This window comes from Nitrospira sp. CR1.1, from assembly GCA_014055465.1.
In the GTDB taxonomy this organism is placed as follows: Bacteria; Nitrospirota; Nitrospiria; order Nitrospirales; family Nitrospiraceae; genus Nitrospira_A.
Window position 1 is genome coordinate 42978 of sequence record WIAF01000004.1, and the last position, 13431, is coordinate 56408.

A 13431-nucleotide genomic window follows, 5' to 3' on the forward strand; every position below is an offset into this window, starting at 1 on the left:
TCTTGCGCTTCGATTAGTGACCAACTGCCGGCGCTGCCGCCCTTCCAGGCACAGCCGCTTTTGCTTCAACCGGCGCCTTCTTGGCAGCAAGGGCCCCCAACCAAAACACGAACATAATTGAGATCCAGAAGAACAACACGTTGGCTGAAATCATGTTTGCCGCAAAACCTACGGTGTGCGTGTAGGCCCACGGTGAATTGTCACGCATGATTTCGTTGACGTGCCAGAAGAGCCTGACTGACGACCTGATGTATCCCATCAGTCCCATCATCCACGTGAAGGCCGTAGCTAGCATGATGAGCGCGTATTGCGATCGCGCAGAAATCTTTCCCCACTCGATCGGACCCATCTGCTTTGCACCCTTCATCATCACGCTATTGAGCGCGAACATGAAGAACAGGCATGACAGGGTGGTGGCCACCTGCGGCACCGACAATCCGACGCGCACGTTAGCGGGAATGTAATACCCGTATATGGCCAACATGATGATGTTGAGGTATGCAAAGAAAAAGAAGCATCCCATAAATATGTTGCCAAACTTCGACCACGACACGGTCGAGACCTTATTGCCCCGCATGTACCAGACGAAGCTCAACACCGTAGTCGTGATAATCACGTTAATGCCGCCGTTTTTGGCCGACATAACCCCGTAGTTACCGAGCACGGGGTGCTGCTGGCCACCCATCGCCTTCAACTCGGCCGGAGTCATAACAATGGTGTGCGGAGTGATAAACACCAGGAATCCACACGTGAGCAGAAAGACAAGATACTTAATGTAGCGTTGGTATTTTTCGGCACCACGCATCCGGCCAAGCGCCTGCCAGAGGTAGTAATTTGTGCTAAGAAACAAAATGCCGATCATGGTTGCCTGGATGATAAACAACCAAGCCAGCAAACCGCCCATCAACGTGATACCCATCTGCTGACGATAGGCATACACTTCACGCATCAGCCAGTAGCCAGCGAACGGAAGGGGAATTAAGAACGCGACGCCAAGGGCCATGGCGATATAGCCCATCCAGTCATAGTGCGCGCGCTCCTCATCAGTTTTGGCAGATAAAAATCGGTAAGCAGAATACGCGGCCACCACACCGCCACCGAAAGCCATGTTGCCAAGGATTCGATGTAGATTGAGAGGGTTCCAAAGAGCAGTGTGGATTACGTGCCAAATGTTACCCAGATACCGGCCCTGCTCGTCAACTCCGGCAGGCGACATCATGAAGCCGATCCACGAATTCGCAAGGAACATCAAGATTGTACCGATCACGTTCAGGACGACCGACATACTGAGGTGAATCCACTTAAGGAAGCCCTCCTTCATTTTGTCCCACCCGTAATAGTAAATGTACAACGTACCGCTCTCAGCCACGAACATCAACGCATAGATGTGCATGACGGGCCTGAAGATACCGGAGAGGTACTGGAAGAAGGCAGGGTAGAGAGTCAGAAAAGTGAAGATCAGGATTCCGCCCAAAATCGCGGTTAGCGAGTAGGCCGTCAAGCTGATCTTAATAAAGTCGTAGGCCAGCTGATCATATCTTTTGGCCATTGCCTTGTCTTTACTCACCACGCCCATGAACTCGATGACCATACAGAAAATCGGCACAGCCAAAACGAAGCTTCCATAGTAGAGGTGCTGCTGGTTGGCGAACCAGAGAAGCACGCGACTCTCAAAGTTGTAGCGCGGGTAGTCCTTCTCACTGTCCGTTGTCTTTGGCGCCGGCGGCCCAGAGACAATACCTTCCGTTTTGTAATAGACATCCTTGCCCTTCTCAACCTTTGCTTCACCACCCTCCTTCTTGGCGTCAGCAGCTGGAGCGCCACTGTCACCGGCAAGGGCGGGGATCGCAACCAGAATGGGCAGGAGGAGGAGGCCGATCATCGCGCATAGCGCCATGATCGACATCAACTTCGTGCGGGTTACAGAGCCCATGGGTTACCTCCTTGATACATCGCGTACGTGAACAACAAAGTCAAAAGCCTTATCTCCCAGCACTTACTTACGAAGGAGATACCAAAAGTCCAAGCCTTGCGCATCCATCAAAAAGTGATCAACAGCGGCAAAGAACGAGACGCAGATCAAGATCGATACGACGAAATACACAATTGTTTGGCCCATCACAATCCCCCTTCAACTTGATAAACATTTTCCGAGGCCGGGACGAGGATCAGCAAGGACACTGAATCCCTCCGAACCAGTAAAAAAACCAGATGCTGACTGCCAGGGTGATGTAGAAAATCATTTTCCCGATCTTGATTGAGACGTCGTCCTGAGCAGCTTCCATCTTGATTCCCCCAACGGTTTAAGTACGTATTTTAAATTGACACACCAACTATGCTGTGTTAATCAAAATCCCTCACTCAACTGATTTTTAAAGGGATTTTTATGGCGAAAAACTCAAAAGTGTTCGACATTATAGTTTTGGCCGGAATGGTTGTCAATATCATTTTGGCCGTGTTTCTGATCCTCTACTACTTTGATTTCCTGTAATTTTCTCACTCCTCACGCCCGCAGACTCAAAGGCATTGCCCGCACTGGATCGGGCGCAACGAAACCCAATCGTTTCGTCACGAAAGTCCGCCATCATTTTGCTTCGAGCGGTGATACGCAGGTCAGATCCTGAACTCGTGTATCCCGCTCCCCTCAATACTTTGTACGTCCCGTATTCGGGACTTTCTGGATTCCGGTCTGAAGCTGCCTCGTAGGCCCCCTCGAGATACCAATCCTCCACCCACTCCATCACATTCCCTGCCCCGTCCATCACCCCATAGGGGCTGGCATCGCTTCGCACTTTCCCCACCGGGGCAGCGACCTCAAAACCATCGTTGATACGGGCCCAATTTGCGCCACCCGGCATTTCCACGTTGCCCCAGGGCCATAGTCGACCGTCAGTCCCTCGCATGGCTTTCTCCCATTCAGCTTCAGTCGGCAAACGCCTCCCCCGCCACTCGCAATAGGCTTTTGCATCATCCCAGGAGACATAGACCGCGGGTTGATTGACCCCTCGCATGCGACCGGTATTTTTCGCATATCGCGAAGGTGGCCCTGACTTGCGATGGCCGGTAGCCCTCACGAAAGCTGCATACTGCCCATTGGTCACTTCGTATCGATCGATGGAAAACTCGTCGAGATAGATTTTTCGCTCCGGCTGCTCATCGAATCCCCCCTGACTCGTTCCTCGAATGAACGGTCCGGCAGGAATGACGACAAGCTCTTCCTCCAACGGCTGCTCCGCCACGGAGGAGTCTGGAGCACCACTCGCAAAATCCTCTTCCGAATGTTGCGACTCGGCCTCAAAAGGGGTGGAAATCGTTCCGCGGAGAATAGCGATGATAGGCAAACTGGCGGCAAACAGCACCGCGAGTAGAAACACCACTTTGAAACGCGTTTCCAGCATGTTCCGACTGATTACTTCACGGCCATGTCGGCATCAATGTCCTTCGCGCAACGAAACCCAACCGTGATGTCATGCCGCCAGGGTTTCGCCTGAAACCGCTTGGACGAGCGCACATTTCGTTTCGTTTCCCTCCAGGAACCGCCGCGAATAATCCGCTGCTCGCCCTGGTCCGGCCCCTTTGGATCCCGATACGGCGAAGCCCTGTAGAAACTCTCGTCATACGCATCCGCAACCCATTCGCCGACGTTCCCCGTCATGTCGTAAATCCCGTACGGACTGCGCCCGGATTCGAATGATCCGGGAGGAGCCAGGTAACGAAATCCATCTTCTGTTCCGTCGATGTTTGCGTATCCGGAAACAAATTCATCACCCCACGCGTAGCGGCGCTTCCCTTCGCCGCGAGCGGCCTTCTCCCACTCGGCCTCAGTGGGCAACCGTTTACCGGCCCATTTGCAGTAGGCTTCCGCGTCATCCCATGTCACTGCTATTGCGGGATATTCAGGCTTGAGCAATTTGGCAGGATCGTCTTCAAAGACCTCGATTTTTCGCTTTACCCGCTTCGTCATCTTGAGAAACCGATCATATGAATCCTGCGTCACTTCGTGCTTATCCAGGAAATAGGTCTTCAAATAGACTTGGTGCTCGGGTTTTTCATCCGGATCACTGTCATTGTCACGGCTACCCATCACAAACGGCCCCTCGGAGACTTGCACCATTTCCCGACCATCATCTCCGATAAATGTCTTATACATAGAAAAATCCTGCGCTGTCGGCGCGGCGACAGGCTTGGCTTCCGTCACGATGGAGAGGGCCAATTGGCGCATCTGCTTGGCTTTATACGATTCATAGACCAACCCCCCGATCATCAAAATGAACGACCCGAACACAAAAATAATCGACCCGATGAGTACGCCTCGGTTTTCCATCGCCTTACTCGCACCTCATGGTTTGGTCACTGCGGAGTGAACTGCCTCTGCGTCCCCACTCTCCTCCGCCTGTGCGGCTTTTCTGGCCGCCCGCACATCCAGCAACATCGAAATCTGCACACCGAGAAAGCCGCCCATCGCCGCACCAGCTCCTGCCCCAAAGGAAACCTTTTCACTCCCGGCGATCATCCAGGCCAGTGCGCCTCCCAAGACAGTGCCCACCAAAATACTGACGAGAAACCTCCGTCCGCCCAGATACCCAACCACCGCCCCAAGAGCCACCCCCAACCCAGCGGTCACCGGAATGGACGAGGCACCAAGGAACGATCCAATCAGGGCGCCCACCGTGGCCATGACCACAATGCCAAACACCACGTCAAACCATGCACTGGCGGACGGTTTGTTCATACGCTTCGCATCCTACATCAGGCGCCCCAGCAGCTACTTGGCCGGACCCACCGTCACTGCGCCGAAATCAATCTCCACCCCCGGACCGGCAAACAACGAAATTCCCCAGGCCTTCTCCGCCGGCTCGTGTTTATGAATGCGCTTGAAATCTTCGTAGACATTGACCCGCTCTTCAACCCACTCCCCGACCGGCAACACGCCGCTTTGCACCACCAATTCCGAACCGCTGAACATGCCGCCTTCGACAAACGTCCCCACCGGCTTGCCAGCGCTCCAGATGTATTTCGTAAAAACAGGAATGAACACGAGATCGGTATCTAATGACGCGTACAGGGCGGCAACAGGCTCTGAATTGCTCGGAGCCTTGTGCAGGCGCCAGCGCCAAGTCAGGACCGGATACGCCTTTGGATCCCAGTCGATTTTGCGTTTTTTTATGCGCTGCCCCGCATCTTTGGCAGCGAGAAATTTCCCGTTCTCTTCAGATTGAATTTTGTATGCGTCCCGCCCCTTCGCCTGGCTGCGTTGATTCTCATGTTGCCAATCAATTGGAAACCCATCCTGATCGGCCGATTGAAAGTCTTCCAACACCAACACCCCCGCCTCAGCCGCACGAGCAGGCGTACCGCCACCGAGAACCACGCACAATCCGATCACGCTCAGAAAGCCTAATGCACCCGCACATATCCTCATACCCATCACGATACTCCCTAATGAACCTTGCCTAGCCTTCGTGCGACGGAGACGGCAAAAACCCCGCCTCCTTTTCCGCGCTCACATCTTCATGCATCACTGGCTGCTGTCCACGCTGGCATACCCAGAACAGAAAGAAGACCGCCCCCCAAAACAGCACCATATTGATCGTCACCATCTTCGCCGCAAACCCCAACGAGGGGGTAAATGCCCAGGGCGACGTATCCGGCATCAACTCATTGACATGCCAAGACAACCTGCCGGAAGAACGAATGTACCCCATCAACCCCATCACCCAGGTAAACGCCGCCGCAAGGCCGAACAGGCCGACCATGCCACGAACCGAGATCTGTCCCCACTGCACCGGACCATGAACCGTCGCCCCACGCAGCATGCGCCGATTGAGCAACAAGCCCAAAGTGACCACCAGCAGCGTCGTCACCGCTTGCGGTCCGGACAGACCCACCCGGAGACTGGCGGGGAGATAAAATCCATAGATCGATAACCCGATGATATGCGCCGCCCCAAGACCGAATAAGGCCCCAAGCACGACATTCCCCGTCCTCGCCCAGGAAATGGTCATCGTCCGGTTGGCGCGGCGATAGTAGATGTAGCTCAAGGCCGTGATGCAGATCATCACGTTGACGGCCCCGTTCTTCGACGACATGACCCCATAGTTACCGATCACCGGATGCTGCGCCCCGCCCATAGCTTTGACTTCGGTGCCGGTCATCAAGAGCGTGTGCGGAGTCAGCCAGATAAACAAGCACCCCGTCAGCGCCAGCAGGAGATATTGGTAGTAATGCTGATACCGCTCCCCACCCTGAATACGTCCCATACTCTGCCAAAGATAATAATTCACGCCGAGAAAGAGGGCGCCGATCAACAGCGCCTGCACGACGAACAGCCACGTCAGCAAACCGCCCATCATGGTGACGCCCATGCTCTGACTGTACGCATAGACGGAGCGCATCAACCAATAGCCGGCAAAGGGCATCGGCAGCAACGCGCAGACCGTCACGAACAAAAACACGTAGCCGACCCAGTCATAATAGGCTCGCTCCTCCCGGCTCTTGCCTGAAAAAAACCGGTAACAGGCATAGGCAAGCACGACCGCGCCCCCAGACATAATGTCAGCCAGAAACCGATGCAGATTCAGCGGATTCCACAGGGCAGAGCGAAGCAGGTGCCAAGGGTTGCCAAGATATCGCCCCTGCCCATCGACACCGGAGGGCGCCATCATGAACGCGGACCAGGAGTTTGCCAGCAGGAGCAAGGACGTCCCGCACACCACGGCGAGCAGACCAATCGAAAGATGGACCCATTTGGAACCCGGCGCCGCCATTCGCTCCCAACTGTAGTAGTACGCGATCGTGAGGAAGGTGGTGCCGACAAACACCAGGGCATAGAGCGGCATCATGCCTTTAAAGGTCCCCCCCATGTACTGCATGAAACTCGGATAGAGCATGATAAACATCGTCAACATCAGACTGCCGACTGCGGCCGTGACCGAGAGTGCCAATAAGGCCACCTTCAGCAGATCTTGAGCTAGACCGTCATACCGCAAGGCCAACGCAGGGTTTCTGGCGACCAACCCCAAAAATTCCAATAGGACGCAAAAAACCGGCAGGGCCAACACAAAACCGCCGAAGTAGGTGTGCTGCTGGATGATAAACCACATCAATAACCGGCTATCGAGTGAGCCGACCTGCGGATACTGGTTATCATTAGCCGTCGGCGCGGACGGGCCGCTGGGAATGCCGGGCGTATGGAAGTAGACATCCTTCGACGGGTCTGCAGCCATGAGGGGCGGAGGGCTCAGCGCGATGAGACCGACGACTGCTAGCATCCCGCCGACAAAGAGAAGGATCAAGGACGAAAGCGAAGGACGTGTGGTCATGACGACACTCTCTGGCTGTTCTTCTCAAAGACAGCCGCAGATTCACTCAAAGCTGACCCGACAATGGCTTCACGAGACTTGCCGAGCATGCCCATCACAAACGGGCAACGGAGCAGCGCACTCGGCACGCCACCGGGCAAACGATTTTCAATGTCTCGCCGATATCCCAAGTAGTAGCAATACAACGGCATGATGCCGCCGACGAGGCCGGCCACCCCGGCAAACAACACCGCCGAATTCATCGGCTGCTTCAATACGTAGAGACAGCCCCCGACCAGCACCAGATAATAGGTCGAAGCAAAGGCCAATCCAGGCCACCACCAAAATTTCACCAGTTCACCCCAACGGGTCGACGCCAGCCTGGACGTGAAGGCGGCGTGATCTCCCTGACCGGCGAAAAATGCGAGGAGACCAACAGTGCCAGCCGCCATGGTCACGATGCCCCCTTGCGCCAACACCGCGAGGTCGCCGCTCACAACAGTCGCCGTCACTGCAGACAGGGTTATACAACCGAGGGCGCCTGCCATGACCCAGGTCAAAAGCGCCTGATCGAACCGTTGCAGCAGGCTTCGTAACGCCATGCCATCGGGAAAGGTGACCAGCGGCCGCCCACTGGCCTCGAGCCAACGAACATAACCAATTTCAAAGGCGTCGCGCGCAACGGCTGTACTGGGAATAATCAGCGCCATCATGGCCGGCCCGTCAGGGTGCTTAGCATAGTCGTACCCCACCAGCCATAACAGGGCCAACACCAGCAGAGACAACTGAATGCCGTACACGAACCCGATCCAGGCGAGGATCCACCCGATACGCTGCAATCCATCCGCGGCGACAAGCCACATGAATGGCACCGCGCGTCCGACCCGATAGGCGCACAGTGCCGTCGCCATCGACACCAGTCCGCACAACAACAGCAATGTCAGTGGATCAGCAAGAGAGAAACCCTGCTTGGCCGCCCGGTAGACCGCAAAGGCCACCAGCCCGGGGACAAACATGACGAAACGCTTGCGTTTGCGAACCGAATCTTCTGTGACGGCCAGCGTCAAACTCGGAAGTACTCGTAGGGCCAACCGATGCAACATTGTGTCATCCACCCGAATCTAAAGAGTCAGGCACGGGAGGGACACTCGGTGACCTCCTGCAACCGCCTCAACGCCTACCGTTATGCTCGCTGCGCCGCCATGCCGAAGTATCGCGCTTTGACTTCTTCCATCAATGCGACGCTCACCGAGTGTAAACCACGATCCACCGCCGTCCGTTCCAGTTCGATACGTGCCATGGCGCGAACGGGCGCCGGCACATTAGCGAGGCGCTGCTCGGCGTCAGCATCCCAGGCCACGATATCCCCGGTCAACGCCTGGTCGATCAACTCGTAGGTGATGACCCGGCTCCGCCTGGCCCTGGCGAACCCTTCCACCAAGTCACGCAGGGCTGGCGCGGCATAGGGCGGAACACGATCCATCCGATGCTTGGCATCATCCGACCACAGCAACCGATCGACGAATCCCTCCACCTGTCCGGCCGGCACATCGATCCCGATCAGCCACCGGCAGGGACGACATTCCGTGCGGACAAACCATGTCGCTTCGCCGTCATTCGACAGCCGTTCCTCAATACCCTCGGTATGCATCCACCCGCCGCAGCCGCACACAAGCATAAGACGCTCAACCCTTCAAACCGGTTCTCTGTCGCTAGCCGATTTTCCCAGGGTACAAAATGTACAACATCGCGTAAGTAAAGGTTCCTGTCAGGAACAAGATACAATACACAATCATCGTGAACCGGCCAAGCGCCCGGTGCCGCTGGCCGCCATCAGGCCAGATCCGCTGGATGCCCATCTCCACCGCAAATACAATGGCCACCAGAACGAGAAACCCGAGGTAGACCTCTAGCTTGCGCATGGAAAATCCGGCAGACATCACCCGTGTCCCGAAGAGGACGACCACCACCGTCAGGAGTGCCGCGAAGATCAGTCCGACTTTCTTCCAGGAGGTTTGCAGGAGCGACGCGCTCAGCACGCGGGTTCCGCCGATGAACTGTTGAGATCGAAATCCCAACACAATCATATACACGGCCATGACCAGGCCGATGATCACCAGAATGATATGGATGGTGAGCACAGGGATAAAGACATAGTCGTACAAGGCTTGCGACCCGCCGAATCCCTCCTTCCCCTCGAAGGCCAGCACCCCTAATTGCCGAAACAGATAGTAGGCGGTAAAGAATCCCACCATTGTGATCATGCCGCCCAGCATCAACCAATGATGAGGATGTCCGCGGTGCTGCTTCGCCTGAAGCCACCCGACGATGAAGAGGCAGGTGAACAGCGTGGCCATCAACTGGCTGAGATCGGCCCCCATCGTGGCATGGGTCCCGAAAAACCCCGGCTGTCGAAGGAATTCAAACATCGTCAGCTCTTGCCGGCACCCGGCCTGACTCCTTGCACCACGGCCGTCCGCTCAATTTCCTCCACCGACACGTATCCTCCATCATGCATCCACTGCATGGCCTCTGCGGTGCGATAACATCCGCCCTGTTCCGTATTGACGAGGATATGGACGGCAAACGCAGCGGTCCAGGCCGGGCTCGTGCCAGACTTATCCAGGAACCGATCCTTGATAATCAGGCGTCCGCCGGGATTGAGATGGCCATGAATCTTCTTCACCAGGGCCGCATTGGTCGCAAGGTCTTGATAGTGGAGGATGTCCGACATCAGCACGACATCATAGGGGCCGCCGAGCGCATCGCGATTAAAGTCACCGGCCTTCAAGGCAATTCTCCCCTCAAGTCCCGCGTCTTTGACTGTTCGTTCAGTCAGGGTGAGGGTGGTGGGGAGATCGAATACGGTTGCCGAGAGAGCCGGATACACCTGACAAAATGCGATGGCATTGGTCCCGGCGCCACCCCCAAGATCCAGCATGGTCTTCGCCTGACCAAGCCCGAGTCGCTTCGCCAGATCCGGCCCGCTTTGCTGGCCGATCCGGTGCAATACAGAGAGGACATTGGCGCCGAGTGCCGGATCCGTCTCGAACACATGCTGAGTCACGGGAGATCGGCCGGTTTTGATGGCCTCTTCCAACTTGCCCCAATTTCCCCACTCGGCATCGTGGAGCAGGAGCAAATGGCCGACGTATTGCGGCCCATGCTTGACGAGATGGGTCGTGGCCACCGAGGTATTGGCATACACCGCTCCGGTTTTCGTCAGCAACCGGATGGCCACCAACGCGTTGAGAAGCAACTCCAGCGCCCGAGGATCAGCACTGAGTTTTTGAGCCGCTTCCGCCGCGGAACGACCCTGACCGTCGAGTACGGAAAACACCTCTAACTTCACGGCAGTCAACAGGATTTTCGTCTCCCAGTAATAGCCCAACTGGAAGACTTCGGCGAGAGACAATTCGCGAGGCACAGATCCCCCACTCAGAAATTACAGCGTTAAAGTTGGTCATCTTACCCAGTTCAGAAAGGGAAACGCAAGGCGAGCAGCGGGCGGGAACGACTCAGAACATCGAGTGATTACGAGGATTCTCCGGCGAGGAAATACAGGAAGATGGCGCGGGAGATTGCCAGACTATTTGAAGGTCGTTGCGCGAGAATTGGAGAGACTCCACAAACAAAAAGGGCAGTGGTTCGATTGAACCACTGCCCTTTCGTCAGCAGGCTATCCCGCCAAAGGAGAGAAGACTACTTGATTTCGGCCTTCAAGTTCGCCGTACCGCCCTCGGCCACTTCGATATCGAATTCGTTCAGCTTGCCCTTGCCGACGAACGGATGCCACACAACCACCTTGTGCTTGCCGGCAGGCACACCCGGGATCTCGAACGAGCCGTCATCCTTCACCACCGCATGGTACGGATTCCACACCGGGAGGAAGAAGGACTGCATAAATTCGTGCTGGTCGCACTGCAAGCGATAGTACCCGGACTTTTCGGCGCCGCCACGGAACTGCACCGGCTTCTCCAACTTGTCACCCTTCTTTGCCAGACCGATGTTAAACCCGGTCGCCGAGCTGGAACCTTTCACCGTGAAGCTGTGCGGGTTGTGCAACACGCCCAGGACAGACTTGGGATCATCAGGATCGGCATCCTTGTTCTCAGCGCGGAAACTCTTATTGTTCACCACGACGCCGCTAAACGGCAAAAATTCGCAGAACTCGGCCACCACGTCGGTGCCCTTGAAACCGTCCTGGAAGGCCTGATCCTCAATATCGACCACGGCCACAACCGCACCCTTCAAGCCACCATCCTTGCCCACTTCAATGGTCTTGAGGAAGCGCTTATCGCCATCCATGAGGCTCTTGTTCGGATTCTTCGGACAAAACTTGGGGTTCGGGAACTTGGCGAAGGAAAATTCCTTCTGCTCGGCTTTCCCGGGATACGTCACTTTCCCGGCGATCGTACCTCCAGCGAACGAGGTGAGGGGCGCAGCCAACAATGCTGCGGCCGCAACGCCGAATACTGCTTTCATCGCACCCTTTTTCATGTCACTGCCTCCTTAGTAATGAACATTAACCAACCGAAACCGGACAACTATTCCGTCACCACTCGATCACAAGGGCTGGTGACCATTGCCCCTTGTTATGACAGTTCTCCAATCAGGACGTAGCCCTAAAAGGACTGCGTTCAGGCCTCTGAATCTTTGTCTATACTGGAATGTCAGCCACACTGTCAACTTGAAATCCGTCCAATTGGTTCTGCCTATGATTTCACCTGATTAGGCAAGAATTTCGCGTGACCGAGGATCCGCGCAATTGATCCGGCCACCGTGGCTCGCACGGCATCATCTTCGTCATGCAATGCGGCCTTCAACATCGGCAACAACTCCGCCCCTCCGATTTGTCCGAGGGCGCGGGCCGCTGCGATACGAGGCCGTGGGATGGAATCTTTCAGCAGTCCGGCAAGAAACTCGATGGCCGCTTGCCTATTGGCCCCGTGCGCTCGCCCCGCCGCTTTTCCGGCTGCAGACCGTGTTCCAGGATCATTGTTCTGCGCCAATTCATACAACGCCCCGGCGACGGACTCGAAGGGCTCCTCCACCCGCAACAGCGCCGAAACAACGGCTGCCTTGACCACCGGGTTCGGATCAGCCAGAGACTTTCTCAGCGCCACCAGCGACTCTTTGACGCCCAATTCACCCAAGCTAATCGCCGCCGAGGTTTTGACTGCCGGAATCTTGTCGTCGAGGGCCTTTTCCAATGCGGGAATCCCCTGCACCTTGCCGAGGTCTCCCAAGGCCGAGGCCGCCGCTCCTCGCACGGAAGGCTGCGTGTTGGTCATCGCCTCCAGGAGAATCGACAGCCCTCGCGCATCCTTCAGATCTCCCACCATCCTCAGCGCCGTGGCGCGCTCTTCCGGGTTAGGCGCTGCGGCCGCCTTTTGTATCGTGTCCCACATCGCCGTTTGGCCGGTGTGATAGAGGGCCCCTGCCGCGGCGAGGCGCACGGCCGGCTGCTCGTCTTTCAGTGCCTTCTCCAGGAGAGGAATCACGGAACGATCCCCGCTTTTTCCCAATACTTTGATGACCGTGGCCTTCACCAGCCCGGCTTGATCCTCCAGCGCATTGCGCAATCGCGGCGACCGCCGCCCGGCATCGAGCTTTCCCAAAGCCTCGGCGGCCAGGGCGCGCACCAGGCCGGACCCATCACTCAAGCCATCCTCCAACGCGGGGATCGTATCCGGTGAATCCACGTCTTTCAACGCCGTATACGCCGCGCCGCGCATTTGCTCGCGCATGTCTTTCACGAGAACATAGATGAAGCCCAGCGCGACGTCCCTTAAAAGCGGTTGATCCTCCTGTTTCAATTCCTGCTCATGCCGTTCGTACTCAACCAGCGCGTCCTTCGGCTTTCCCAGAAATATCAACGACCGAACTTTCAACCGCCTGGTCTCCGGTTGAGTACCTTTCTCTTTCGTAACCTGCTCGATGATGTCCAAGGCTTCCTGGTATTGCTTTTTGTCGAAAGCGGCCTGCGCCTCCTTCACAGAATTCGCACTGGCGTGAACCGGTGAGAAACCGACACACAGCCCCGACAAGATGGCTGCGGCCATGCCTATGTTGACCGTGCGAATCCAGCGCCTCTTAGTCTGCGATACCATGACACCCCTTCCTGATC

Annotated in this window: 12 protein-coding genes; all 12 read right to left on the minus strand. The window is 56.2% G+C overall.

The window, feature by feature from the left end; all coding sequences use genetic code 11:
• Positions 1–13: 13 nt before the first annotated feature.
• On the minus strand, positions 14–1933 hold the full coding sequence (locus GDA65_09230; GenBank protein ID MBA5862876.1) for a hypothetical protein: 1920 nt from the start codon (positions 1931–1933) through the stop codon (positions 14–16).
• 511 nt (positions 1934–2444) lie between these two features.
• Positions 2445–3398 (minus strand): SUMF1/EgtB/PvdO family nonheme iron enzyme, encoded by a 954-nt coding sequence (locus tag GDA65_09235; protein ID MBA5862877.1) that lies wholly within the window; start codon positions 3396–3398, stop codon positions 2445–2447.
• An 11-nt stretch (positions 3399–3409) separates the two neighbouring features.
• Positions 3410–4324, minus strand: coding sequence for an SUMF1/EgtB/PvdO family nonheme iron enzyme (locus GDA65_09240; GenBank protein MBA5862878.1), 915 nt, complete (start codon positions 4322–4324; stop codon positions 3410–3412).
• Between the two features lie 15 nt (positions 4325–4339).
• Positions 4340–4732, minus strand: coding sequence for a hypothetical protein (locus tag GDA65_09245; protein MBA5862879.1), 393 nt, complete (start codon positions 4730–4732; stop codon positions 4340–4342).
• A 33-nt stretch (positions 4733–4765) separates the two neighbouring features.
• A complete protein-coding gene (locus GDA65_09250; protein ID MBA5862880.1) occupies positions 4766–5428 on the minus strand; it encodes a DUF3047 domain-containing protein in 663 nt (220 codons plus the stop codon).
• 25 nt (positions 5429–5453) lie between these two features.
• Positions 5454–7322, minus strand: coding sequence for a hypothetical protein (locus GDA65_09255; GenBank protein MBA5862881.1), 1869 nt, complete (start codon positions 7320–7322; stop codon positions 5454–5456).
• A complete protein-coding gene (locus GDA65_09260) occupies positions 7319–8404 on the minus strand; it encodes a hypothetical protein (GenBank protein ID MBA5862882.1) in 1086 nt (361 codons plus the stop codon). Before GDA65_09260 ends, GDA65_09255 begins: the two co-directional genes overlap by 4 nt.
• Positions 8405–8484: 80 nt before the next feature.
• Entirely contained in the window at positions 8485–8979 is a 495-nt protein-coding gene (locus GDA65_09265; protein ID MBA5862883.1) for a hypothetical protein, read from the minus strand.
• Positions 8980–9013: 34 nt separating this feature from the next.
• On the minus strand, positions 9014–9730 hold the full coding sequence (locus tag GDA65_09270; protein MBA5862884.1) for a DUF420 domain-containing protein: 717 nt from the start codon (positions 9728–9730) through the stop codon (positions 9014–9016).
• A gap of 2 nt (positions 9731–9732) precedes the next feature.
• Positions 9733–10728, minus strand: a complete 996-nt coding sequence (locus GDA65_09275) for a methyltransferase (protein ID MBA5862885.1) — start codon at positions 10726–10728, stop codon at positions 9733–9735.
• Between the two features lie 275 nt (positions 10729–11003).
• Positions 11004–11801 carry a hypothetical protein gene (locus GDA65_09280; protein ID MBA5862886.1) on the minus strand — a complete coding sequence of 266 codons (798 nt, stop codon included), beginning with the start codon at positions 11799–11801 and terminating at the stop codon, positions 11004–11006.
• Positions 11802–12016: 215 nt separating this feature from the next.
• Positions 12017–13414 (minus strand): hypothetical protein, encoded by a 1398-nt coding sequence (locus GDA65_09285; GenBank protein ID MBA5862887.1) that lies wholly within the window; start codon positions 13412–13414, stop codon positions 12017–12019.
• Between the last annotated feature and the right edge of the window lie 17 nt (positions 13415–13431).